This window comes from Mucilaginibacter agri (assembly GCF_009928685.1).
GTDB lineage: Bacteria > Bacteroidota > Bacteroidia > Sphingobacteriales > Sphingobacteriaceae > Mucilaginibacter > Mucilaginibacter agri.
The window spans coordinates 503,712-528,936 of record NZ_WWEO01000043.1 but is presented as its reverse complement, the minus strand read 5'-3'; the positions used below and the strand labels follow the sequence as shown (position 1 = coordinate 528,936).

20 protein-coding genes are annotated in these 25,225 nt (G+C 43.1%); 9 read left to right on the top strand and 11 right to left on the bottom strand.

Going from position 1 to position 25,225, the window contains the following annotated elements; all coding sequences use genetic code 11:
* Positions 1–56: 56 nt before the first annotated feature.
* Both carA and GSY63_RS15260 read left to right on the top strand, forming a co-directional pair.
* Positions 57–1,157, top strand: coding sequence for a glutamine-hydrolyzing carbamoyl-phosphate synthase small subunit (gene carA, locus GSY63_RS15265; protein WP_166586676.1), 1,101 nt, complete (start codon positions 57–59; stop codon positions 1,155–1,157).
* A gap of 124 nt (positions 1,158–1,281) precedes the next feature.
* Positions 1,282–2,340 carry a tetratricopeptide repeat protein gene (locus GSY63_RS15260; RefSeq protein ID WP_166586675.1) on the top strand — a complete coding sequence of 353 codons (1,059 nt, stop codon included), beginning with the start codon at positions 1,282–1,284 and terminating at the stop codon, positions 2,338–2,340.
* Between the two features lie 47 nt (positions 2,341–2,387).
* Here the strand turns inward: GSY63_RS15260 and GSY63_RS15255 are convergent, their stop codons facing one another.
* The 3 genes from GSY63_RS15255 to GSY63_RS15245 form a co-directional block, all read right to left on the bottom strand.
* A complete protein-coding gene (locus GSY63_RS15255) occupies positions 2,388–2,732 on the bottom strand; it encodes a hypothetical protein (RefSeq protein ID WP_166586674.1) in 345 nt (114 codons plus the stop codon).
* A gap of 123 nt (positions 2,733–2,855) precedes the next feature.
* Positions 2,856–3,182: a hypothetical protein gene (locus GSY63_RS15250; RefSeq protein ID WP_166586673.1), complete on the bottom strand. Its 327-nt coding sequence runs from the start codon at positions 3,180–3,182 to the stop codon at positions 2,856–2,858.
* Positions 3,183–3,259: 77 nt separating this feature from the next.
* The gene (locus tag GSY63_RS15245) at positions 3,260–4,879 is read right to left on the bottom strand and encodes an amidase (protein ID WP_166586672.1); all 1,620 of its coding nucleotides are present in this window, start codon (positions 4,877–4,879) and stop codon (positions 3,260–3,262) included.
* A gap of 1,016 nt (positions 4,880–5,895) precedes the next feature.
* Between GSY63_RS15245 and GSY63_RS15240 the strand changes: the two genes are divergently transcribed.
* Positions 5,896–8,226, top strand: coding sequence for an ATP-binding protein (locus GSY63_RS15240; RefSeq protein WP_243749241.1), 2,331 nt, complete (start codon positions 5,896–5,898; stop codon positions 8,224–8,226).
* Positions 8,227–8,230: 4 nt separating this feature from the next.
* Here GSY63_RS15240 and GSY63_RS15235 read toward each other — a convergent pair whose 3' ends face one another.
* Entirely contained in the window at positions 8,231–9,433 is a 1,203-nt protein-coding gene (locus GSY63_RS15235) for a polysaccharide deacetylase family protein (protein WP_166586670.1), read from the bottom strand.
* Between the two features lie 79 nt (positions 9,434–9,512).
* Between GSY63_RS15235 and GSY63_RS15230 the strand changes: the two genes are divergently transcribed.
* From GSY63_RS15230 to GSY63_RS15205, 6 genes are all read left to right on the top strand, one after another.
* Positions 9,513–9,734 (top strand): YdeI/OmpD-associated family protein, encoded by a 222-nt coding sequence (locus GSY63_RS15230; RefSeq protein ID WP_166586669.1) that lies wholly within the window; start codon positions 9,513–9,515, stop codon positions 9,732–9,734.
* 225 nt (positions 9,735–9,959) lie between these two features.
* Positions 9,960–13,100, top strand: coding sequence for an AsmA family protein (locus GSY63_RS15225; RefSeq protein ID WP_166586668.1), 3,141 nt, complete (start codon positions 9,960–9,962; stop codon positions 13,098–13,100).
* Positions 13,101–13,186: 86 nt separating this feature from the next.
* Positions 13,187–13,660, top strand: a complete 474-nt coding sequence (locus tag GSY63_RS15220) for a DUF4920 domain-containing protein (RefSeq protein ID WP_166586667.1) — start codon at positions 13,187–13,189, stop codon at positions 13,658–13,660.
* 186 nt (positions 13,661–13,846) lie between these two features.
* Entirely contained in the window at positions 13,847–16,207 is a 2,361-nt protein-coding gene (locus GSY63_RS15215) for a S9 family peptidase (RefSeq protein ID WP_166586666.1), read from the top strand.
* Between the two features lie 95 nt (positions 16,208–16,302).
* Positions 16,303–16,800 (top strand): FUSC family protein, encoded by a 498-nt coding sequence (locus tag GSY63_RS15210; RefSeq protein WP_166586665.1) that lies wholly within the window; start codon positions 16,303–16,305, stop codon positions 16,798–16,800.
* Between the two features lie 125 nt (positions 16,801–16,925).
* A complete protein-coding gene (locus tag GSY63_RS15205; RefSeq protein WP_166586664.1) occupies positions 16,926–17,720 on the top strand; it encodes an SDR family NAD(P)-dependent oxidoreductase in 795 nt (264 codons plus the stop codon).
* 111 nt (positions 17,721–17,831) lie between these two features.
* On the opposite strand, the gene GSY63_RS15200 is transcribed toward GSY63_RS15205, so the two are convergent.
* From GSY63_RS15200 to GSY63_RS15170, 7 genes are all read right to left on the bottom strand, one after another.
* The gene (locus tag GSY63_RS15200; protein WP_166586663.1) at positions 17,832–19,019 is read right to left on the bottom strand and encodes a C1 family peptidase; all 1,188 of its coding nucleotides are present in this window, start codon (positions 19,017–19,019) and stop codon (positions 17,832–17,834) included.
* A 137-nt stretch (positions 19,020–19,156) separates the two neighbouring features.
* Positions 19,157–21,001: a KAP family P-loop NTPase fold protein gene (locus tag GSY63_RS15195; RefSeq protein ID WP_166586662.1), complete on the bottom strand. Its 1,845-nt coding sequence runs from the start codon at positions 20,999–21,001 to the stop codon at positions 19,157–19,159.
* A gap of 177 nt (positions 21,002–21,178) precedes the next feature.
* On the bottom strand, positions 21,179–21,829 hold the full coding sequence (locus tag GSY63_RS15190) for a porin family protein (protein WP_166586661.1): 651 nt from the start codon (positions 21,827–21,829) through the stop codon (positions 21,179–21,181).
* Positions 21,830–21,993: 164 nt separating this feature from the next.
* A complete protein-coding gene (locus GSY63_RS15185; protein ID WP_166586660.1) occupies positions 21,994–22,668 on the bottom strand; it encodes a MarC family protein in 675 nt (224 codons plus the stop codon).
* Positions 22,669–22,720: 52 nt separating this feature from the next.
* Positions 22,721–23,293 (bottom strand): Crp/Fnr family transcriptional regulator, encoded by a 573-nt coding sequence (locus GSY63_RS15180; protein WP_166586659.1) that lies wholly within the window; start codon positions 23,291–23,293, stop codon positions 22,721–22,723.
* 7 nt (positions 23,294–23,300) lie between these two features.
* Positions 23,301–23,645 (bottom strand): nuclear transport factor 2 family protein, encoded by a 345-nt coding sequence (locus GSY63_RS15175; RefSeq protein ID WP_166586658.1) that lies wholly within the window; start codon positions 23,643–23,645, stop codon positions 23,301–23,303.
* A 229-nt stretch (positions 23,646–23,874) separates the two neighbouring features.
* A complete protein-coding gene (locus GSY63_RS15170) occupies positions 23,875–25,218 on the bottom strand; it encodes an alpha-L-fucosidase (protein WP_166586657.1) in 1,344 nt (447 codons plus the stop codon).
* Positions 25,219–25,225: the final 7 nt, after the last annotated feature.

Sequence of the window (25,225 nt, the reverse complement as noted above, 5' to 3'; positions counted from 1 at the left end):
AGGAGCTATTTCTTACACTAAGCACCTCATTATTAATCATTCAACTTTTTTTAATAATGACCAACTACACCAAGTTACCGGCTGTATTATTACTGGCTGACGGTACCGTTTTTCATGGTAAAGCTGCCGGAAAGATAGGCACCACCACCGGCGAGATCTGTTTTAACACAGGTATGACCGGCTACCAGGAGATTTTTACCGACCCTTCTTACTTCGGCCAGATTATGGTTACTACTAATGCACACATTGGCAATTATGGTATCACCCACGACGAAGTTGAATCTGAAAAAATTCAGATTGCCGGATTGGTTTGCAAGAACTATAACATCGCTTACAGCCGCAAACAAGCCGACGAATCTATCCAGGATTACTTTCAGGAGCAAAACCTGGTGAGCATTTCTGACATTGATACCCGTGAGCTGGTACGCTACATCCGTGAAAAAGGTGCGATGAATGCGATTATCTCTTCAGAGATATTAGACATTGATGAACTGAAAGCAAAACTAGCTGCAGTACCTTCAATGGATGGATTGGAGCTTTCATCGCAAGTTTCAACTACTGAAACTTACACAGTAGGTGAAGAAGATGCGCCATTGCGTGTTGCAGTATTGGATTTAGGTGTAAAGAAAAACATTCTCCGCAACTTTGCTCAACGTAATGTTTATGCTAAGGTTTATCCCGCTAAAACCACTTTCGACGAGATGGAAGCAGACTTTAAACCTAATGGTTACTTTATCTCAAACGGCCCCGGCGATCCATCGGCAATGCCTTACGCTATTGACACCGTTAAAGATATCTTGGGTTCTGATAAACCGATGTTCGGTATTTGCTTAGGCCACCAGTTATTGGCTTTAGCTAACGGCATCCCTACTAAAAAGATGTTCAACGGCCACCGTGGTTTAAATCACCCGGTTAAAAACATCATTAAGAACCACTGTGAGGTTACCTCACAAAACCATGGTTTTGGGGTAGTGCCAGATGCGGTTCGCGCATCAGACAAGGTGGAGATCACCCACGTTAATTTAAACGACCAATCTATAGAAGGTATCCGTGTTAAAGGCAAAAACGCCTTCTCGGTACAATATCACCCAGAATCTTCACCAGGCCCGCACGATAGCCGCTACCTGTTTGACGACTTTGTGGATATGTTGAAATAAGAATCTTTTATCTATAAATAAAAAAAGCGACCTGGTTGACAGGTCGCTTTTTTTGTTGAAGATTATTTTGAAAAAGAGAAATATCCTATCTTTCACTCAACTTAATCTTTACAAATTTATCACAATGAATAAGACAATTCTTGCCATTGCTTTTTTATTACTAAGCAGTCTATTCAAGGCCTCAGCTCAAAGCAACATCGAACTAGCCCGCCAAAAAGGCACACAAGCCGTAAAATTAGAAGACGACGGTAAATTTGATGAAGCCTTAGTTCTATTGAACGACGCCATTAAACTCGATCCAAACAACATCGAATACCCCTACGAGACCGCCTATTCTTACTATAGTCAGAAAAAATACGATAAAGCGATAGAAGTTTTAACAAAGTTAAAAGACAGACCCGATGCTTTTGGACGTGTCTATCAATTGTTAGGAAATAGCTACGACCTTGCCGACCAAAATGATAAGGCTATCAGCATTTACAACGAAGGCATACAGAAATTTCCAAATTCCGGTGAGTTATATCTCGAATCGGGTAATATTTATTGGGTAAAGAAAGATTACAGTAAAGCACTTAGTTTTTACGAAAAGGGTATTGTGACAGACCCAACCTTTCCATCTAACTATTACCGCGCATCGAGGCTTTATTGTTCTTCTACTGAGAAAATGTGGGGCATGATCTATGGCGAAATCTTTATAAATCTCGAACGCAATTCACAACGTACGCAAGAGATAAGCAAATTACTATACGATACCTATAAATCGCAGATCACCTTTTCTGGTGATAAAATGTCGATAAGCTTCACTAAACAAAGCGTAGTTACAGATCCTAAAAAGCTGCCATATGGTTTAATTTATGAACCGACAATTGGCATGGCCTCTATTGGGCAAACCAATATTGACTTAAATTCATTAAGTATCATCAGAACTAAATTTCTGGAATTATACGATCAAAAAGGATTTGACAAAACCTACCCTAACGCACTGTTCAGCTACCAGGATCAGATTGCAAAAGCGGGCCTCCTAGATACCTACAATCGCTGGTTACTAAGCCAGGGCGATCCAGACGGGTTCAAAACATGGGTTGATCAAAACAAGGACAAATGGGATAATTTTGTTAAATGGTTTGGGCCGAATCCCATACAATTAAGCGACACCAATAAATTCTGCTCTTCACAATATTAATAAGAAAGCCTCTCCAACTGGAGAGGCCTTCTTATTAATCAACTATTTTACGCCTGCCCGCTAACCGCGCTCGACGGTTTAGGCGCTGCGGCGCTTTTCTTTTTCTTCTTAAACAGATCTAAAGGATTTGGTGGCGGAGGCGGGCCACTGGGTGCAGCTTGTACTGTATCTGCTTTAATTTTACCACTGTCGGTTTTGGTTTTGGTGGTATCAGCCTTTTTCTTTTTCTTAAACGGGTTTATCGAATTAAAAACTTCGACTGGCGATGGAGGAGCAGGCGGCGGCGGTGGAGCTTGTGCATAGGCACCGGTTACTCCTAATGCCATGGCAACCGGAATCATCAACAAGTACTTCGTTCGAAGTTTCCTTTTTGAATTTGTTTCGTTAGTCATATTAGATGTTTTAGTATATGCGATTTACGAAATAACGTTTTTAATTTAAAAGAAAGTATTGAACTTTTCCACAAATGCGGCAAATAAAGAGAGCCTCCGTTTCGGGAAGCTCTCCATTATTACTTAGTTTATTGGTGGCCTTGGCCCTGGTGGAGGCGGCACCTTTTTGGTTAAATGTAAGGGATCTGGCGGTGGCGGCGGTGCTCCCGGAGGAGTGGCCGGTTTACTGCTGCTCTTAGTCGTCGCTTTCTTTTTGGTACTCTTTTTCTTTGTACTCTTTTTAAACGGATTAATATCATTTATAACCTCTCCCGGCGGTGGTGGGGCAGGCGGCGGCGGTGGTGGAACTTGCGCCCTCACACTCGCGCTTATGATAGCTAGTATAAGTATAAGCGGGATAATGAGCAGATATTTCAGCTTCTTTTTCCCATTGTTAATTAACGGTTCCATAAAAAATGTTTTAGTATTGAACTGAGTTATGGTAATTCAACACAGTAAAGCCACTTTTGTTGGCGGTGAGTCTGGCTCTACCCCACTATCGGCCCCTTAAACTCCGGTGCAGCACGCTTTTTACTGGCTTGCTCGTAAGCGTAGGCCATTTTTAACAGTTGTGGTTCGGTGTAAGCTGTGCCGAAAAAAGAGAGCCCCATCGGCAGGTCGTGCCATTGGCCCATCGGCACCGTAATGTGCGGATACCCTGCCATTGCAGCTGGCGAAGAAAATGAGAAACCGTTGTTATAATCTCCGTTGATTAAATCGATACACACTGCAAAACCATTGGTTGGGCCAATGATAGCATCTAGCTGATTATCCTGCAATATTTTATCGATTGCCGCCCGCGATGTGCCGTTTGATTTTTTTACAGCCTCAAGATATTCCGGCGTGTTCAAGTCGCCTTTGGATTGTGCCGATTCCAGTGTTTCCTGTTTAAAGAAAGGCATTGCTGTGGCTTCGTTCTGCTTATTGTAGGCAATTACCTCTTCCAGTGTTTTTATTTTAGAATTGGCCTTGCTTAGGTATTGGTTTACACCATCTTTAAACTCATATAATAATACAGTGTAAGATGCATTGCCAATCACTTTCAGTTCTTTTACTAATTCTATCTCCACAATAGTAGCGCCTTTGGCCGTTAGAGTTTCCGTGGCGGCTTTGAGCAAGCTCAGCATAGCCGGATTACCCTGCAAGGCCGACTTTTCGATACCCAGGCGTTTACCTTTTAAACCGTCTGCATCTAAAAATTTGGTGTAATCTTTTTCAATTTTTCCTTTGCTGGGCAGGGTATAGCTATCCTGCTCATCCACACCGGCGAGTGCACTTAACAGCATGGCAGCATCGGTAACCGTGCGAGCCATAGGCCCTGCTGTATCCTGCGTTTTAGAAATTGGTATAATGCCCGAGCGACTTAACAAACCAACCGTTGGCTTAATGCCCACCAAGCCGTTAACGGATGATGGCGACACTACCGACCCATTTGTTTCGGTACCTATAGCCACTGCGCACAAACTGGCTGATGCTGCCGACCCTGAACCCGCGCTGGAGCCACTTGGATTACGATCGAGAATATAGGGATTTTTAGTTTGCAATCCACGGCTACTCCACCCGCTGGTAGAGTGCGAAGAACGAAAGTTGGCCCATTCGCTCAAATTAGTTTTTCCTAAAATAACAGCACCGGCTTCGCGCAATTGTTTAATGATAAAAGCATCCTGTTTGGCAAAGTTGTCACTAATAGCAAGCGCGCCTGCAGTGGTGTGCATTTTATCGCCGGTATCAATATTATCTTTAATTAAAACCGGGATGCCGTGCATGGGCCCGCGGACTTTACCTTTCGCACGCTCTTTGTCTAGCGAGTCGGCTATGGCAAGAGCTTCGGGATTTAATTCTATAACCGCGTTAAGCTTAGGCCCACTTTTATCAATTGCAGCAATTCGTTTTAAGTAAAGCTCAGTAATGCTGCGCGATGTATGTTGTTTAGTCTGCATTTTATGCTGCAGATCGGCTATAGTTGCTTCCTTTAATTCAAAAACATCGGTGATTGCGGCTGTTGCCTCCAATTCATTTACCCGCGGGGCGGCATATGCCGAACTTACTAATGTGCCCAGGGACAGGCCAGCCAGCGAGCCCGTTTTTAAGAAGTTTCTGCGTTGCATGTTAATTAGGGTGATTTGATCCTCAATTAACAAAAATTATGGCGTTTATAAAAGCACTGGCCCCTACCTCACAACATTTATACAAAAAAAGGACGGCCATCAATCCGGTCGTCCTCTTTATCGCTTAACTGTTTGGGTAATTATGCGTTTGCTTTGCTTTTTGGAGCAAAAAACACTGGTGCTAAAATAGCAGCTAATAATACCGCAACTCCTAATACTACTGACATAGTTTTTAATTTTTAATTATAAATGAACGCTAATTTTTTCATGAAGAAAAATACTCTACTAAATACATATACATACTGTAAAACAGTAAGTTACAAGCAAAATACATATCTTCTATGCCTGACATTCGACTATAAACATGCCATAAAATATTGACAGTTATAATTGAGCCTTTGAAAGAAAAAATGGCTTTTTCTGAAATTATTAAAACGGGACATTCGCCCTGAAAAATTGAGCCAATTTAAATTATAAGTTATTTTTTTGCCGTCGACATCCAAAAACTATCCATTTTCAGAAAAATAAGATCACAATTACATAGAATTTTCAGATACGAGCTTCAAAAAGTTTATGATATCTACGGCTAATCATGTTTACATATAAAAAATACGACAGATATATTTTAATATTCACCCCTACTGTAACTTACCATCTCCGTAGCAAGTATTTTATTTCCTAACTGATACTTTTCGTCATCAAAAAATAATGCCTTAAGCAAATGAAAAAAACTTAACGACAATTTGTCACCATACTGCCATTGTCATAAAATCATGACAAAAACAATCTCAAAAGACTGCCAAACGACTGACAAAATTATTTTTCCCGTAGTTCAACACCGCCAAACGGCGCTAATATCAATCGTGCCAAACTCAAACGTTACTACCCTCAGGTTGTAAAACAGTAAAATATTTTAGTTTACATACCCATATTATGATACAAGTGAGTTTCTTAATATTTAAGTTTGTACTATACTGATGACGCCCCTTAAGCCACTATACCTAGTTTTACTATTATTGCATTGTTGTTTTGCGTACGGTTCTAACTTAAACCAAGATCGTATCCCAACTGCAACAAATGGGGTCTTAGACCTTCGAAATCAAACATTCGGTAAAAGCGTCGCCATCAATGGGCAGTGGCTGTTTTATTGGCGGCAACTGATCTATCCTCAGGATACCACAAACCACAAAGGCTCGCTTGTTGAGTTTCCTTTTAAATGGAATAGCGCAGAACTAAACGGCAAAAAACTGCCCGCATTTGGCTATGCTACCTATAAAGTTACCGTGCTACTGCCTCGCAGCGCTGAAGTACTACGCTTGGCCGTACCCGATATGTACACATCGTACAGGTTTTATGTTAACGGCAAACTAGCGGCAGAAAATGGAACAGTAGATACCACAGCAGCTGGCTCCGTTCCCTATTGGCAATACCATTCGGTAGATATACAACCAGGTACCGATACCTTAAAGTTGATTTTACAGGTATCAAACTTTGTACACGCGCAAGGCGGAATAAACAAAGAAATTATTATTGGCAATAAATGGATTGTAGAACTGGCCCGCCGGCGTAGCGAAGCTATAGATCTGTTGTTAACCGGTTGCCTTATGATGGGTGGTATTTTCTTTCTGGGCCTATACCTGCGCGGTAACCGCGATAAAGCCATTTTACTATTCTCTTTATTTTGTTTGGTTTATGCTTACCGCGTAATTGGCACCGATAATTATGTACTGCACACCCTGATACCGAATATCAACTGGTACATAACTACCAGGGCAGAGTATATGAGCCTTTTTACCGGCATCGCCTTATTTGGCTGGTATACCCGTTACCTGTACCCTATGGATGTTAATGCCAAAATAGTAAATGTAATCGGGGGAACCAGCATTCTGTTTGCATTAGCGGCGCTGGTGCTGCCTGCCATCTACTTTACGCAACTGCTTAATCCGTTTTTGGTGGTTATGCTTTATTGCCTGGTATATATCCCTTATGTGTATTGGGTAGCTTATAAAAACAAACGACCGGGAGCGCTGTATGCGTTACAAAGTGCACTGGCGCTCATGATCGTGTTTGGTATATCACTATTTCATTATTGGGGCGTTATAGCGCAGTGGCAATTAATCAGCTTCTTTTGCTACATAAGCTTCTTCTTTTTGCAATCGCTGGTATTGTCCCATAGGGTGTCCTTTGCGCTTACCAATGCCCGTAGGCAGGCCGAGCAGGGTTTACGGGTTAAAAGCGAATTTTTAAGCACAATGAGCCACGAGATCCGCACGCCATTGAACTCGGTAATTGGCATGAGCCATCTGTTGCTGAAGAACGACCCTCGTCCCGACCAGATCGAACAACTCGATGTAATGCTATTTTCGGCCAATAACCTGCTGGCTATTGTAAACGACATTTTGGATTATAACAAGATAGAAGCAGGCAAAATTACCTTCGAGCATATTGATATGGATGTGTCCGGTATCTTGCAGAACATCGTTACAGGCATGAAAACCGTAGCACAGGATAAAGGTATCGACCTTACTATTTATGTCGACGCAGCGCTCGGGAATAAGGTATTGGGGGATCCTACCCGCTTGTCGCAGGTGATAACCAACCTGGTTCACAATGCCATAAAATTTACCCAAAAAGGTTATGTACAGGTCTCGGTGGAAGTAAACGAGCAAACAGATACCTCTATAACGCTAACTCTTAAGGTAAAAGACACCGGCATTGGTATTCCGGCTGATAAGCACGATTTAATATTTGAACGCTTTACACAGGCAGACTCATCCACTTCGAGAGGTTTTGGCGGAACAGGTTTAGGATTGGCCATCTGCAAACGAATTTTAGAACTACAGGGTTCTTCACTTAAATTACACAGCGTTGAAGCCAAGGGTTCGATATTTTATTTTACACAGGTTTTTGAAAAGAGCATTAAAACCGCCAAACAAAAAAACCAATCAACCCTTCCGGGCGAAGAAACTAAACCGTTAAATGGTATAGATATTCTGCTGGTAGAAGACAACCCCATGAACGTGCTGGTGGCGCAAACCTATTTAAAACGCTGGGGGGCCAGCATCGATGTAGCAACAAACGGAGTTGAAGCCTTAAGTAAACTCGACATTGATCGCCACAAACTGATATTAATGGACCTTCACATGCCCGTTATGGACGGTTACCAGGCCTCAAAAGAAATAAGAGCAAGTGGTGTTACCATACCTATAGTTGCCCTTACCGCCAACCTGCTTAAAGAGATAGAAGATCAGGTAAAACAATGTGGCATCGACGATATTGTAACCAAACCCTTTTTACCCGACGAGCTATATCGCAAGGTATTACATTACGTTTTTAAACAGGAGTAGATTATTATAACTCCACGTTTATTAACCCGTGCTTGTCTTTCGAACCGTGTGTAACCTTCAACCCCTTACTTTGCGAAAGTATGGTAAAAGATGCCGGTACATTTAAGCTGATTGCCTTGTGCCGCATAGCAAACGGGATAGCCGGCAGGCTTACCTTGATAAGCAAATCACTCCCCTTTAGTTGGGTGTTGATACGAATACGATCGCGCAGCCAGATGTATTCGTATACCTCCTGATATGGGGCCATCCACATATTGTCGGCACCTTTAACACCGTATTTGTCGGCAAGCGCAGCCATGTAATATTTGAACTCGGGGAATAGCAGGCTAATTCCCCACAAGTTACTGTTACCAACGCCGTGACTAAACTGATCATACCAAACAGGGTGAGGTTGCTTAACTAACGAGTCAATGATTTTTAACTCGTGGGCGACTACTGCATTGTCTTTCCGGCTACAGATAAAATCGCGCTGGTGGATAAGCGAGTCCAATTTAACCGCCCCATCAACTCTCGTTATCGGGCTTACGCCACCAATAGACGCTACACCAAGTTCGCCATTTTTAAAGGCTGCTTTTTCGTATAAATGTTCGTAGCCTGGGTCGCTTTCGCCACCGGGCACAACAAATTGTGTCATTGTTAAACCCAACTGCTTTTTAACGAAGCTTATATTTTCGGCCACTTCGGTATCGTAGTCGGTACCATGCTTAGTGGCGTGGTGGTAACCATGGTTCAGGATATCCCACCCGGCATTGTACAACTCCTTTACTTCCGGCCACGAAAGATGCCCCCTGTTCAGCGGCATATCCCCTACCGAAGCAGCATTAAGCGCAACCGCCATTTTAAAAGGCACGAGGTTTCCGCAACCATCTGAATAAAATAAACCTTTGGAAATACCGCCATCTCCACCTTCGTCATTCTTCCATTCATCTGGGAACGGGCCACTAACCTTACCGCCATTCAGCAATGGAAAGGCAGTTAAATAAGCTGAGCGGTACCCGTCATCTACCGTAAAACTAAAGGCAAAGTGCTTGTTATATTTCAAAGGCGCTGCAGTAACCTTTACTGCGGATGGTTTGGCAAGTTTGATTTTGATATAAATCTCCCGCGGGTTGGTAGCCGTTGTATCGGCACTTGCAAAAGCAAGATTATTAAATCCGATTAGTGCCGGAAAAATAATGAACCTTAAGATTGAGGTTGTGACTTTCATAAGTATTGTGAAGTAAACAAAATTGCTGAAGCCTATTGTCAGTTTTTCGCTATATTCCATAAAATATCCCAAACACACCATGCTAAAAAAAGGCGAACATATTGAAGGCACACCTGCCGAATTGCAAGTATTATTGAATAAAGAACCGGAAGCCAATGAGTTTTTCGAGAGCTTATCTAAATCCTATAAACAGGGCTATTGCGATTGGGTAGGCTCGGCCAAACAGGAAGAGACACGAAAAGTACGTGCAGACAAAGCCTTAATTATGCTCCGCAACAAGCAAAAGACACTGAAGACATAAAAATTGAACTCCCTATTATCTTGCCTTTAAGTAGATGCGCTTTATTAATCAGAAACATAATTCATCAAAAGGCAAACCTATTGTCCACTGAAAACAATCGATTATCGACTTTATCCCAGCGGTTAAAAAATGATCTTATACATGTTAAAGTTGTAAAGCACAGGCATAATTGCTTAATTTTGTAAGCGACGAAGCTTTGTTTCCGATCCACCTTAACTATCATTAATGGCATCATCAGTAAAAAGGGTTTTGATCAAAACCCTTAAAATAACCGGAATTACTTTAGCGGGCCTCATACTGATCATATTTTTACTGCCAACGCTGTTTCCGCAAACTATTACCAAAAAAATACAGGGCTGGGCCAACGGCAACATTAACGGTAACATTGCGTTTTCGGGCACTGGCCTGTCGTTCTTCAAGCATTTCCCTGCACTTACGCTGACCCTTTACGATGTAAACTTGAAAGGCAGTGCGCCGTTTCAAAACGATACGCTGGTGGCCACCAAAGAACTTTCGCTGGGCATCGATCTTTCGTCGGTTTTTCAGCAGAAGATAACTATCGATAAAATCTATCTAAGCAACGCTTTCATCAACATACAGGTTGATAGCAGCGGTAAACCTAACTATGATATCTACAAACCCGGCAAACAGAGCTCAGAAAATCCGGCCGATACAAGCGGGGCTTCCTTAGGCATCAAGCAAATTCTGATTGAGAAAAGCAGGCTGGTGTACAACGACCAATCGTTGCCGATGAGGATCAATGCCCGCGACTTTAATTATCAGGGTAGCGGCGATCTTACTAAAGATATTTTTGACCTGCATACCCACACCGAAATAGCTTCAGTTGACTTTTATTATAATCACCAACCTTATATCCTATCTAAAAAGGTAAACGCCGATCTGGTTACCCGCATCAATACCAAATCGCTGGCCTTTATTTTTCAGAAAAACGATCTGCGTATCAATCAGCTACCCGTGCAATTCAAAGGCCGCTTTGAGTTCTTGAAAGATGGCTATGACATGGACTTTAAGGTTGATACGCACGACGCCAAACTAACCGATATGTTTACCGCCATGCCGGCCGAATACCAAAAAATGCTCGCCAACACTTCCGTTGACGGAATTGGTAACCTGCAGGTATCGTTGATAGGTAAATACATTGCGGCCACTAAGACGATGCCCAACCTCAGCATGAATTTTAAGGTACGCAATGGTTTTGTAGCTAATAAGCAAGCGCCAGCACCGGTTAAAAATCTATACCTTAATTTTCAAACCAGTTTACCGGGTTTAAATCCCGACAGTTTGTATGTGAATGTCGATTCTATTTACTTCAATATCGGTAAAGACTATTTCAGTTCTATTATCAGGGTAAAGGGTGTTAAAGAGCCAGACATTTATGCCCGCATTAATACCGAACTAGATCTGGAGCAATGGGACAAGGCTTTCGGCGTAAAACCCATTGATGTAAAAGGCCGCTACTCTTTGCACCTGCTGGCCGAAGGTAAATACGCCAAAAATGTGCAAATAACCGGTGGCTTAAGAAAACGTAGAGACACGGTAATTACCAGTATCCCGAAGTTTACCCTCAGGTCAACATTCAGCAATGGTTATTTCAAATATGCAGGCATGCCGCAGGCCTTAAGTAATATTAGCTTTAATGTAAACGCCAGCTGCCCCGATCATAATTACAAACACGTGAGCCTGGCAATGGATAACATTAACGCCACCTTGCTCGATAACTACATTAAAGGCTACTTTAAATTGGCAAACGCGGCAGATTTCCCTATCGATGCCCAACTGAAGACTAAGTTCAACCTGGACGATGTTAAAAAATTCTACCCTATTGATACACTCGGCGTTGATTTAAAAGGCAACCTCGATGTGGACTTAACCAGCAAAGGCAATTATATTCCTGCAAAAAAACACTTTCCACTAACAGTCGCGAATTTTAAAGTGGCTGATGGTAGCATCAAAACCAAATACTATCCGCACCCGATAGAGAAAATACAGGTTAATGCTAATGTAGTTAACAACACTGGCACAGTTGGGGGCACAAAGATTATCATTAAGCCTATCTCCTTTGAGTTTGAGGGTGAACCTTTTATGCTGAAGGCCAACCTGCATAATTTCAGTAATCTGGAATATAATATTTACTCAAAGGGCATTATCAATGTGGGCAAAATCTACAAAGTTTTTGCGCTGAAAGGGTACGATGTTAACGGTACTATTGCCGCCAATGTATCGTTAAAAGGTAAGCAAAGCGATGTAACAGCCGGGCGCTACGATCAACTGGCTAATAAAGGTACGTTAAGGGTAAACAACGTTTCGTTTACAACCGAGTTATTCCCCAAACCATTTACCATTAGCAAGGGCTTGTTTAGTTTTAACAAAGACAAAATGCAGTTTGACGAGTTTACCGCGCACTATGGCAAATCGCAAATTGTATTAAACGGCGCGTTATCAAATGTTATTAACTATGCCCTTAAACCGGATGCCAGTTTAAAAGGCGATTTCAATTTCAACAGCGACTTACTGATTGTGGACGATTTTATGGCCTATGCGCCAAGCGGCCAGCCCGATGAAGTTAAAACTACAACAGCCACGGGCGTGGTAATGGTACCAAAAAACCTCGACTTAAATTTTACCGCTAACGTTAAAACGGTAAAGTACAACGGGCTGATTATTAAAGACGCCAAAAGCCAAATGACTATCAACAATGGCGCCATCAACCTTAAACAAACCGGCTTTAATTTAATAGGTGCGCCAATAGCAATGGATGCTGATTATACCAGCACCAGTCCGCAGAAAGCATTTTTTAATTACCACATCAGCGCAACAGATTTTGATATTAAAAAGGCATATAACCAAATCAAACTATTTCATGATATGGCCACTTCGGCGGCAAGTGCTGAGGGACTGGTATCGTTAGACTATAAACTAAGCGGACGCCTCAACGCTAACATGCAGCCTGTTTATCCATCGCTTAAAGGTGGCGGGGTGCTATCGGCCAAGCAACTCAAAATGAAAGGCTTTAAACTGTTTAACGCCATGGGCAAAAGCACCGGCAAAGACAGCATTTCTAAAAACCCCGATGTTTCTAAAGTAGAGCTTAAAACTACCATCGCCAATAATATCATCACCATAGAACGTACCAAAATGCGTATGGCTGGTTTCAGGGCGCGGTTTGAAGGCCAGGTAGGATTGAACAAATCATTGAACCTTAAATTTAGGTTGGGGTTACCGCCGCTGGGCATCATCGGCATACCGATGACTATTACCGGCACACAGGATAAACCGCGCATCCGCGTAGGCAATGGCAAAAAAGAAGACGAGTTGCAAGGCACGGCCGATGATAATGACAATTAAGAACTATCTTATTTAAAATGATTCTAATTAGGCGAAAAGTATTATCTTCGCTTTAGTACCCCTGCCATAAAACACTTTAACAATAAATGAAAACCGTTGTATTATTTATGTTAGGCTTGTGCTTTACTGCCGTGGCATTTGCTCAAAGCACCATTACCCCTGCCAATGCTGGCGTTACTTACGGCAAAACTGTTACTGCCGATAACGCTTTAAATACCGAGGCGCTTAACCAAACCCTAAATACCGACTCCGTTTACAACGGTAAAATTACTGGGACCGTTGTTGAGGTTTGTAAAAAGAAAGGCTGTTTTATGAAGCTCTCGCAAGCCAATGGTTCGCCAATTATGGTTCAGTTTACAGACTATGCTTATTTTATGCCGCAAAACATAGTTGGCAAAACGGTAGTAGTTGAAGGCAAAGCCAAAATGAGCGAAACTTCGGTGGCCAGCCTAAAACATTACGCTGCCGATGCCGGTAAAAGCAAAGAAGAAATTGCTGCCATAAATCAGCCTAAAAAGGACATCTCTATAATGGCCGATGGCGTTTTAGTAGTTAAATAATACTCTTAAAATAAGAAATTTCGAAGCCCACAGATATTTAAATATCTGTGGGCTTTTTTTATTTGCGCTCTGTAACAACTTTGTGCAACACGACAGCCATATGGCGCTACCTGCTATAATATTTTTATACTTGAAAAACATTATTTTGCAAAAATTTAAGACCCCCAAAAAACCGCAAGTTTAAAAATGAACAAATTCTTACTTACCGCTTTAGCTTCGGCGGCGGTACTTGCTGCACACGCGCAGCAAGGTACAGCATTATCGGCCAGCGATTACGCCCGTGCCGAAAGTATGCTGAGTTATAACACCGAACCTTTTATTGACCACAGCAGTGTACGCCCCAACTGGCTACCTGGAGATAAGTTTTGGTTTCGCGACCTTAACGCAAAAGGCAGCGAATTTTTACTGGTAAACCCTGCTACCGGCGCTCGTTCTGCCGCTTTCGATCAACAAAAAGTAGCCGACGCCTTATCTGCCGCAGATGGTAAAAAATATACAGCTTTGATGCTGCCTTTTCAAACTATCAATTACACCGCAGATGGCAAAGCCATTATTTTTAAGGTAGGAGATAAACAATGGAAGTGCGACCTGACAAGCTACCAGCTTACAGAAGATCATTCTAAAATAGAAACAGCAGGCGGCCGCGGAGGCAGAGGCATGGGCAAAACTCCCGAAACCTTATCTCCAGACGGCAAAAAAGCCGCGTTTATAAAAGAATACAACCTTTGGGTTCGCGATGTTGCAACCAATAAAACAACCCAATTAACTACAGATGGTGTTAAAGATTTTGGCTACGCTACTGACAACGCTGGCTGGAAAAGCAGCGACGCCGCAATTTTGTTGTGGTCGCCAGACTCTAAGAAGATAGCTACCTTTAAACAAGACGAGCGCAACGTTGGCGAAATGTACCTGGTTAGCACTAAAGTAGGCCACCCGGAACTTAAAGCCTGGAAATATGCTTTGCCCGGAGATAAAGACGTTGCCATGATCAAACGCGTGATCATTAATGTTGATGAGCCTAAAGTTATCGAACTGCAAGTACCTGCCGATCCGCATCGCAGTACGCTGAGTGATGATATTGCATCGGGTACTACCTTAAACGATGTGGACTGGAATGCTGATGCTTCTCAATTGGCCTTCGTATCTACGTCACGCGATCACAAACAAGAGAAAGTGCGTATAGCTGATGCCGCAACCGGTGCCGTGCGCGAAATATTTGAAGAAACCGTAGCTACCCAATTCGAATCTGGTCAAGGTGGTGTTAACTGGCGCTATCTAGCCAAAAGCAACGAGATTATCTGGTATTCAGAACGTGATAACTGGGGACACCTGTATCTGTACGACAGCAAAACAGGCAAGCTTAAAAACCAAATTACCAAAGGCGATTGGATGATAACCAAACTGCTGAAGGTTGATGAGAAAAAACGCGAAGTATACTTCCTGGCCGATGGTTTGGATAAAACCAATCCATACTTTACCGAGCTTTGCAAAGCAACTTTAGACGGTAAACATTTTACCATTTTAACCCCAGAAGAAGGCAACCACCAGGTTACCCTTTCGCCGGCAGGTACTTATTTTGTAGACAGCTATTCTAAACCGGATGTTCCTTCTGTTAGCGTACTGCGTAGTATTGATGGTAAGCTGATCTCTACTTTAGAGAAAACTGACATTAGCCGTTTACAAGCAACCGGTTGGAAACCAGTTACCCCGATCACTGTTAAAGCGCATGATGGCAAAACAGACCTTTATGGTTTAATGTTTACCCCTACTCATTTAGATCCAAGTAAGAAATATCCGGTTATTGATTATATCTATCCAGGTCCGCAAGGTGGCAGCGTGGGTAGCTGGTCGTTCGCTGCATCACGTGGCGATAACCAGGCATTGGCAGAATTAGGCTTTGTGGTGGTTGTGTTAGAAGGTACCAGCAACCCTTGGCGCTCAAAAGCTTTCCACGACATGAGCTACGGTAACATGGCCGAAAACACTATTCCGGATCAGATCACAGCTATCAAACAACTGGCGGGCAAAAATGCTTATATGGACACCACACGTGTTGGTATCTGGGGTCACTCTGGTGGTGGTTTCGCTACTGCGACCGCTATGTTCCGTTACCCTGATTTCTTTAAGGTTGGTATCTCCGAATCGGGTAACCACGACAACCGTAACTACGAGGACGATTGGGGCGAACGCTATGACGGCCTATTAGTTAACAATGCCGATGGCGTATCTAACTACGAAGCGCAAGCCAACCAAAACTATGCTAAAAACCTGAAAGGTAAACTGATGCTAGCTCATGGTTTAATGGACAACAACGTACCTCCGCAAAACACATTATTAGTTGCAGAAGCTTTGGAAAAAGCAAACAAAAGCTTCGACCTTGTGATATTCCCTAACAGCCCGCATGGCTACGGAACTTACGGCCCATACATGATGCGCCGCCGTTGGGATTACTTCGTTAAAAACCTGTTAGGTGCCGAAACACCTTACGATTACCTTCTCAAAACAAAACCTGACCCACGCAACGGTGAGGAACGGATGATGAGATAATAACAGAAAGGGATGATCAATTGATCATCCCTTTTTTGTTGCAACAAAAATATTTCCTCTTAATTTTATACCAACCTGGTAATCGTAGACAATTGATGCCAAAACTCGCCAACTTATTAGTATACATTTTAAAATGCCTGTTAGGTACCGCTATTGGCTTTTACCTGTATAGGCTTTACCCAACACTCGGCGCCTGGTGTTTAATTTCTATCATACTGGTGCTGGCACCGGATGATAAGGATGCGATGAACCTCGCTACCAATCGCATCTACGCCAATCTGGTTGGTGCAGGCATTGGGCTAACCCTCTTCTATATCCACCCCATTAACCTATTCATGATCTGTATCGGCATCACGCTTTCTATTATAATTTGCGATTTGCTTAAACTACAGGCCGCTACGCGCTCGGCGGGTGTGGCGCTGCTTATCATTACCATGCACCAACCGGGAGAATACTTTTGGGACGTTGCCTTAGAGCGGGCAGCAGGTGTTGTATCCGGCTGTTTAATTGGTATACTCATAACGTATATCTTCCACTCCGTTATTTCAAAATACCTGAAAAATGCTGTAGTTGAGAACAATAACAGCGAATAGCAAATCTATACGCTTCCTTTTCAGCAAGTAGGCGGTTTCTTTTGTCAATCTAATTCCATGTTTTCTGAAGTATCAATCTTTTGATTAACAGATATGTTAGCTTAGTCTATCAAATAATCTGAACTATGGATTTACAACTGAAAGATAAAACTGCCCTGGTATCGGGCTCTACCGCAGGTATTGGTTATTCCATTGCTAAACTGTTCGCCGCCGAGGGTGCACATGTTGTAGTTAACGGCCGTACCGAAAAGCGCGTAAACGCAGCAATAGAAAGCATTAAGGCCGAAACAGGCAACCAGGAAGTTACTGGCATCGTAGCTGATTTTGCCAAGCCCGATCAGGTTGCCGAATTGATAAACAAGTTACCAGAGGTCGATATCCTGATCAACAACGTGGCCATATTTGAGCCCAAGGCTTTTGCTGATATCAGCGACGACGACTGGTTGAGATTTTACGAGATCAACGTGCTAAGCGGTATCCGCCTTTCGCGCGCCTATTTTGGTAAAATGCTGAAGAAAAACTGGGGACGGATCATCTTCATTTCCAGCGAATCTGCCGTACAAATTCCAGAAGAAATGATTCATTACGGAATGACCAAAACGGCCCAACTTGCCGTTGCACGTGGTTTGGCCGAACTAACCAAAGGCACCAACGTAACCGTTAATTCGGTTTTGCCTGGCCCTACCCTATCAGAAGGCGTTGGGGGCTTTATCGAAAGCCTCGCCAAAGATCAAAACAAAACCGAAGAGCAGGTGGAGCAGGATTTCTTTGTGCACATGCGGCCAACATCAATTATCAAACGTTTTTTAAGTACCGATGAAATTGCCAACACTGTAGTATACCTGTCAAGTCCGCTGGCATCTGCAACTAACGGCGCAGCCATTCGTGCTGAAGGTGGCCTGTTGAAAACAATGTTATAAGATAAGCATAGCTTCCCTCCCTCGGGAGGGCTAGGGAGGGGTTAACTCGTCTCTAACAAAGAAGCCCGGTTAGATTAGTTCCAACCGGGCTTCTTCATATATCAGCGTATTTTAAATGCCTGTTTTCTTCAAAATATCAGCAGGTAAAGCTTTTTTGTTCAGTAAAAACGCAGTGGTTTTGTAACGAACAAATGCCTTGGTTACATATAGATAGCCTTTGTAATCGTTACTCGGACCCCATGAGTTTTTAACAATGTAGTACTCTTTACCGTTTTGGTCTTTAGCTAAACCCACAATGTGCATACCATGATCGTCTGTGGTGGTATAATCGTCAAACGCTTTTTCACGCACTTCCGGGGTTATCACCATTTCTGGTTTCGGGCCATCAAACATGGTCTTTTTATCTTCGGAGGTCATCAACTCATATGGAGTTTCGGGCACAAAGGCAACACCGTTTACCCAGCTAAAGCTTTTTTCGCTTACATCAGTTGCCCAAGCTACTGTATAGCCGTTTTTCAGTGCGTTGTCGATGCAGTTTGTTACATCATCTAATTGCAGGTTATAAACCTGATCAAACGACCAATTATCTGGAACCAACAGCGTAAACTTCTTGTAGTAAGGATGATCTGTAAATGAAGAGAACTCCACATAGTCATCCGGGTTTAAGCCTACAACTTGTTGCGCAAATGTTTGTGGCGTATATTTTTTGCCTTGGTATTCAAAGCTCTCTGGCACCTGGCCCAGGTAGCTATCAATAGCAGAAGTGTAGGCAGTTAACCAGTTAGGTGTTAATTTGCCATTAGGGTTTTGTACAGTTGCTTTCAGCATGCCTTCCATCATGGCACCAAGCTCACCAAACTTGTTGGTGGTTGTACCATAGTTTAGGCCGGTGTACTGCTCCAATGGCATTGCACCATACTTGCGGTACATGTTAATTACGTCGTGCAGCTCGCCGCCATCTCCTAAAGAAACAGCGCCGTGCATACGCACATAGTTTTTACCTTTCTCGATATAGGCGCAACGGGCAGTATATAACTCGGCCAAATTAACCGGCTTTTTACCTGCTTTAATCATTTCAGACTCCAGGAAAGAATTGGTTGAGTAGCTCCAGCAGGTACCAGATGAGCCCTGGTTTTTGATCGAAGTGTTCTCGAGGTTAATAACCTCGGTAAATTTAAATTTCTCTTTCCTGGTAGCAGTTTTGTTGTCTTTTAACGAATTAACCAGATTGTCTTGCGAAAAAGCACATACGGAAGAAACAGCCAATCCGGCGGTTAGAATTAAGTGTTTATAGTTCATTCAGGTGGTTAGTATTAATTAATAATCTCTTTCTCTTTTCATCGCGCCCGCATCGCAACGGGGTCGAAAGAGCAAATTAACTAAAAACCATGAAGAATTGGTGAATGGATTGTAAAGATTTTGAGAGGATTAACCATCTATGGCGCGGGTGGCGCGTTGCGTGGTGCGTTGGGTATATCTGTTGACCTAACTTTACTATAGTCAGTATTATCGGGACTGGGAGCACTACTACCGACAGGAGGTGGAGCGTAACTACTTTCAGAATAATTGGGACTTGATGATACATTTTGTCGAGGGGGCGGGTTACGACGACTTCCATCCCCTCCGTCATACGATTCGAAAGCCCGCTCATCAGTCCTGTCTTGGTCTCCAGCAGCATTAGGTATATAAGACGGCGAAGTTTCGATTAATGGGAGAACATCTAAATATTCGATGCTATAATCCCGATTGCTACCATACGTATCCGGGCCAAGCTGAAGCAGGCGCATAAACTCTTTGTTGCTTTCCCAACCACTAACCGGCGAATCCAGCCCTGTCTTCTCCTTCAAAATCTCACGGATCAGGAAAGGTGAGGCCACTAAATCGTCTACCAGTTGCGGCCATTTTAAGGTTAGCGCTATAAACTTACCGAGGCGCGGAATATTTAAGGGTGCAACTTCTGGGTTATCATCAATAAACAAACCGGTGCTATTGGCTATGTGTGCCTTTAATCGAAACACATTGATAAGCTGTTTAATTTTCCGCGGGTTATAATCAAAAAACGGCGCCAGCAACATAATCACTTCCTGAAACTGTTGGGTATCCTCCCCATCGGCTATAGTAAGTACAGGCTGATAACTAATGGTGGTGGCCGCAGGCTGCAAAACCTCCTGTGCGCCACTTAACGAGCGAATAAAATCTTCGGTAGCATCTTTAGAGGGTATAGGGATCTTAAAGGAAAGCTGTATAAATTTTTCCAGAAAAGTGTAGCCAAAAGCCCTCGCCTGCTCTAACCCTACTACCGTATTAAGAGGGCCCTGCTCCGGGTTCAAGAATGGTAGCAGATCTTTATACTTAGCGGCCACTCCGGCGGCCACCTTTTCGCGGTCCATACCGATGATGAAGATCAGGCGCGGATTATTGGAGATCATCATATTAAGGCCCTGCATTAATTCTGCAGCCTTGGGCACTTCGGCACGGTCGAGGTCGTCAACAAAAACAAATATCTTTTCTTCACCTCTTGCCAGAAGTTTAACGGTAACATCAAAATCGCGGTGAAACTCTTCTATAAAAGCTGCGTTGCCTTCGTAATTGGGTTTAGTAATAAATCTTTGCAGATCTGCTTTAAATGGATTGCCGGTTACTTCGGATATTTCATGCAGAAAGAACAACAGCCCAATAAAAACTCCTGCGCTTCCAAATAAAGGTAGGATTACAGCCAGGTTAATCTTGTCTTCCTTAATAAAGCTCAAATTTTCGAGCGCAGGAAGCTGCTTGCGAACCAACACAATTAACCAGCAAAAAAATGCGAATAAAACGACATTCTTCACTACCGAAAACCAGCCTTTAGCGAGATCAAACCGTCTGTAACGCAGCCTAAAATGCACCCACACGCGCTGATACCACGGCAGCTTACCTGTTAGTTCTTTAATAAAATGCAGCGCAAAAGCAGCCCACATTGACTCTACCTTATCATGTCGCCAGGCATTAAACTTTATGGTGCGCATCTTAGCAGCGTGCAGGCTTTCCTCCAGCTGAAACATAAATGAAGACTTGCCCGAGCCCCAGTCGCCCTCTATGGATAGCGTAAACGGCGGCTTTGTAAGCGGGTTTTTGAGATAGGAAAATACCGCCTCTACATAGGGCTTAAATCCCAAGGTATCATTAACCAGGCTTGTGGGCTGATCTGTATTACCCGCGCCCCTGATAAATATCTGGTTTGAATTTGGTGTCCCGGTGGTATAAGTTTGTTCTGCTGACGGTGGGGGCTGCGCATCGCTCATAAGCTCTGGTTTAACGCGTTAAACTTCTTATTAAAAGTACCTACTGCAAGCGAATTAATAACACACAAAATATGATCGTATAATAAACTGTAGCTATTATCTGTGTGCAATTATTAGTGATAGTATTTCCGCCTAAGCCGCACACCTCATCAAAGCGAGTTCAATGCTAACTGTATATTACTTAGCATTCAAATTAAACACAAGCCCGCCGCCTAGTCCAAATTGGAGCATAGATGATGCAGTACCCACGCCAACACCGGCGCCGCCCGTGCCGAAGTAAGCTGCACCACCTACAGATTGCACCGCAGACAGTAATTGGGCCTGTAACTTAATACCCACCACCGGACTAATCCAAAAGTTTGCTCCGGCTTTAAGCCCGAAAGCAAATTTTGTTGGTGTATCACTATAGTTGGTATTCGGATTTTTTATGCTGATAACGTCGGCACCTACAGAAGCCCCTGCAAAGCCCTCGACAATGCCACCGGGTTTTCTGAAATATTGATTAGCTCCAATCATGATAAAATTGTTCGCAAGATCAAAATTGGCAAATTGCGCGCCCCGGTAATAATAAGTCAACGGCGCTTTGGTATCCTGTCGCATATAAAGTAACTCTACACCGGTATGCGGCAGCGCCATGTACTCGGCACCGGCTCCCCACATAAAACTGCCGTTTATTTTGCCGTTGTAATAGTTATTAGCATCGTAGTACGAGTCTACATTATCTTCAAATGCATAAACTCCGTAAGCATTTAACCTTACCTGTTGTGCAAACGATTTGGCACCCGCAAATAATAAAACGAATAAGATCAGTGTTAATTTAATTTTCATCTTCAAGGTATTTTTATTCCAACATTTTTGGCGGCACATTACAAATGCGTCGGCCAATTACATGGAGTAAAGAAAAAGAAGATAAAAACGTAAAGAAATATCTTCGACCTTAATTATGGTTGCATATTTTGAAATGCAACGTTGTTGGGCACCTAGCGGGATTATCAGAGCTTAAAAAGCACTTTTAAGCCTGTGTAGCCAATTTGCAACCCAACACAAAAAATAATGAAGGCCGAGATGCGGTTTACAATATTTTCGCCATCCGGGCCTAGGAAACGCAATATGGTTTTGGTATTGAGGTAAAACACGTAGATCATGATGCACATCACCACGATAGAAATCAGAATAGCACCCATATTAATAAAATACTCGGAACTACCTACTTCGGCTTTATGCGCACTCAAGGTAAATAGTACGGATATTGTTCCCGCCCCGGTAGTCGTTGGAAAAGTAATCGGATAAAACAGCTTATTAGCGATATGTTTGTAAGCCGAGACCTCCACATCGGGATCGGCCATTTCAGGGTCGGGATCAGGCTTTTGGTCTGATGAAAGAAAGTCCCAGCCTATTTTACAGATCATTACACCACCCGCTAATTGTACAATGGGTATAGAGATCCCGAAAAGTAGAAGGATCCAATGCCCTGCAAACAGCGATACCGTGCAAACGCAGAACGCGTAAAAAGTAATCTTGGCCACCGCCTTCCGTTTATCGGCCTTGCTTAAGTTCTCAAAGAAAGGTGTTAAAATAAATGCCGAACCAATGGGATTAACCACCGGGAACAAAGCAATTATACCAATGAAAACAAGGTTTATAAACGATTCTTCGAAGTTATGCATAGCGTAGGCTTTAGAATGCCGTCAAAATAGCAAAAACCTCCGAATTTATATATTATCCGTTTCGCCCCCGTATCATGCTTAAAAACACTGGCGTAATGCCCAGGTAAGAGGCGATCTGTTTTTGCGCTATTCGTTGCTCTAACTTCGGGTATTGCTTTTGAAACAGCTCGTAACGCTCTTCGGCCGATTGGGAAAGGTTAGACGTAATACGCTGCTGATACAAATTGAACCCATTTTGCGTAAGTATCCGGAAGAAGCGTTCCATCTTAGGCACATCGACATATAGTTGTTCGAGCGTGGCAAAACTGAGATAAAATACGGAGGTATCTTCCAGGGCACTTATGTTGTAGAACGCAGGCCTTTGCCCCGAAAAACTGGCAATATCAACCGACCACCAATTTTCGGGACAAAATAAAATGTTATGGTCTTCTGCGTCTGTATCGGTGTAATACATGCGGAGGCAGCCGCTATCAATAAAGTAAATATTGCGGCAAATTTCGCCTGCGTTTAGCAGCACCTCCCCTTTTTTAACCTGCTTCTTTTGCAGCCGGGCTGTTACATATTCAGCTTCGGCAACCGTTAAATGGACGTGCATGGCAAAATTGGAGAGGATGCGCTGGTACATATTGATCTTAAAAAAAGCTTACAATTCGGGTTATTTTAAAATCGTCGTTAAACTCAAAGTAATCAAATCCGTCTTTGGTCCCCTCGGGTAAATGTACCTGCCAGTTATAACGCCCAACATGATGATGATACTCCGGCTTGGTAAGCACAGAGAATGTGCGTGAAGGGATTCTCTCTAATGAGAATTGCGCCAGTTCGGCAATAGCGTTAACGCCTTTCAAATCGTAATCAGGGTCGGTATAGGTGGCATCTTCCGCCCAGCAGGTAGCAAATGCGGCCTTGTATTGTTCGAGCCCCTGCTCGTTCCATGATGATACATATTTCTCGATCATTTCCTCAACTGATGTTATCATAAAATTACTTTTTTAGTGTATAACAAAAGACGGGAACCCTGCCGGGAATAAAATTAAAGTAGTTTAATAAATGGGGGAAGAGAATCAAGAGTCGGGAGACAAGAATCGAGACAGAACTCTTTTTAGCCTCACTGGTATCTCTAATAGGCGTAAAATGAGAAATCTTCTACACTGAATAGGTGCAGAAGATTTCTCCTATCGTTCGAAATGACAAAAATTATTTAAAATTCTACTTTGTCTCCAACACTACCACTTTATCCGGATCGTTGGCTTCGGGCTGGTTTACATCCAGCGTTAATACGTTATTTTTCAGTGTAAACTTAACCGGTTCGTTGGTTTTTAACAGGTAAGCTTTGGTTATCTTTTTATAAGGCACTTGCTCCAGCGTAACGGTACTGCTGGTTGGGGCAAGCGGGTGAATGTATACGTTGTTGCCGTTTTGGGTAATAGCACCCCATTTTTGCGGACGAAGGTAACCTCCTTTAGTGTTATAAATACTCGCGCCATAAGTTTTAAGCCAGTTGCCCATCCAGTTTATACGATCGATAAATTCTGGCTGAACTTCGCCGTTAGGCATTGGGCCGATGTTAAGCAGCAGGTTACCGCCGTTGCCGGCCGACTTTACCAACAAGCCGATCAATTGCTTCGGTGTTTTGTAAGTGGTATCAACCAGGTTAAAACCCCAACTGTTGTTCATGGTAGCGCAGGTTTCGAGCGGCAGGTTAGAGATTTTTTGAAAACTCAATCCACCTGTATTTTCGCCCGGAACGTCCTGTTCAAACATCTGGAAATCCTCGCCAGGCAATGGGGTCATGTGGTGGTTGTTACCAACAAGGCATTGCGGTTGCAGTTTATGGATCAGGTCGTAAATCTCGCGGGTATGCCAGTCAACCTTTACATCGCTGTCTTTACGGGTTTTACTTTCTTCGGGCATTTGATCCCAATAGCCATCAAACCAAATTCCGCCTATTTCGCCATAATTGGTGAGCAGTTCGGTAAGCTGATTTTTCATAAACTGAATATAGTCGCTCCAGTTGCCATGCACCGTACGGCCCGACTTCTGACCTGTACGACCTGTCCAATATTGATAATCATCGCGGCGCCAGTCTAAAAGCGAATAATACAGCACCAGCTTAATGCCTTGCCTATGGCATTCGTCGGCCATCATTTTCACAATATCCTTTTTATATGGCGTGTTCATGATGTTAAAGTCGCTGTATTTGGTATCCCACATACTAAAGCCATCGTGGTGGCGGGTAATGAGGGTAATGTATTTCATGCCACCCTGTTTGGCCATGCTTACCCATTTGGCCGCATCAAAATCAACAGGGTTAAAAAACTTCTCGAGCCGGGTATAATTTTTAACGGTGATACCGCGCGTTTCCATTACCCACTCGCCATCTCCCGGAATACTGAACGGCCCCCAGTGAATAAATAAACCATATTTATCATTGGTAAAACTTTGCCGTGCAGCAAGATTTGCGGCAGTTGGCTGATAATCGGTATTTTGACAATAGCCTTTTAACACGGCCGTTAAAAGTAACGCACACGATAGTACTAATTTGATCCTCATAAGCATG

Coding starts and splice junctions, on each gene's coding strand:
- GSY63_RS15195 (WP_166586662.1), bottom strand. CDS start 21,001: ATGAGCGATGCGCAGCCCCCACCGTCAGCAGAACAAACTTATACCACC.
- GSY63_RS15220 (WP_166586667.1), top strand. CDS start 13,187: ATGAAAACCGTTGTATTATTTATGTTAGGCTTGTGCTTTACTGCCGTG.
- GSY63_RS15190 (WP_166586661.1), bottom strand. CDS start 21,829: ATGAAAATTAAATTAACACTGATCTTATTCGTTTTATTATTTGCGGGT.
- GSY63_RS15245 (WP_166586672.1), bottom strand. CDS start 4,879: ATGCAACGCAGAAACTTCTTAAAAACGGGCTCGCTGGCTGGCCTGTCC.
- GSY63_RS15175 (WP_166586658.1), bottom strand. CDS start 23,645: ATGATAACATCAGTTGAGGAAATGATCGAGAAATATGTATCATCATGG.
- GSY63_RS15250 (WP_166586673.1), bottom strand. CDS start 3,182: ATGGAACCGTTAATTAACAATGGGAAAAAGAAGCTGAAATATCTGCTC.
- GSY63_RS15210 (WP_166586665.1), top strand. CDS start 16,303: ATGCCAAAACTCGCCAACTTATTAGTATACATTTTAAAATGCCTGTTA.
- GSY63_RS15255 (WP_166586674.1), bottom strand. CDS start 2,732: ATGACTAACGAAACAAATTCAAAAAGGAAACTTCGAACGAAGTACTTG.
- GSY63_RS15170 (WP_166586657.1), bottom strand. CDS start 25,218: ATGAGGATCAAATTAGTACTATCGTGTGCGTTACTTTTAACGGCCGTG.
- GSY63_RS15260 (WP_166586675.1), top strand. CDS start 1,282: ATGAATAAGACAATTCTTGCCATTGCTTTTTTATTACTAAGCAGTCTA.
- GSY63_RS15180 (WP_166586659.1), bottom strand. CDS start 23,293: ATGTACCAGCGCATCCTCTCCAATTTTGCCATGCACGTCCATTTAACG.
- GSY63_RS15200 (WP_166586663.1), bottom strand. CDS start 19,019: ATGAACTATAAACACTTAATTCTAACCGCCGGATTGGCTGTTTCTTCC.
- GSY63_RS15230 (WP_166586669.1), top strand. CDS start 9,513: ATGCTAAAAAAAGGCGAACATATTGAAGGCACACCTGCCGAATTGCAA.
- carA (WP_166586676.1), top strand. CDS start 57: ATGACCAACTACACCAAGTTACCGGCTGTATTATTACTGGCTGACGGT.
- GSY63_RS15225 (WP_166586668.1), top strand. CDS start 9,960: ATGGCATCATCAGTAAAAAGGGTTTTGATCAAAACCCTTAAAATAACC.
- GSY63_RS15235 (WP_166586670.1), bottom strand. CDS start 9,433: ATGAAAGTCACAACCTCAATCTTAAGGTTCATTATTTTTCCGGCACTA.
- GSY63_RS15215 (WP_166586666.1), top strand. CDS start 13,847: ATGAACAAATTCTTACTTACCGCTTTAGCTTCGGCGGCGGTACTTGCT.
- GSY63_RS15185 (WP_166586660.1), bottom strand. CDS start 22,668: ATGCATAACTTCGAAGAATCGTTTATAAACCTTGTTTTCATTGGTATA.
- GSY63_RS15205 (WP_166586664.1), top strand. CDS start 16,926: ATGGATTTACAACTGAAAGATAAAACTGCCCTGGTATCGGGCTCTACC.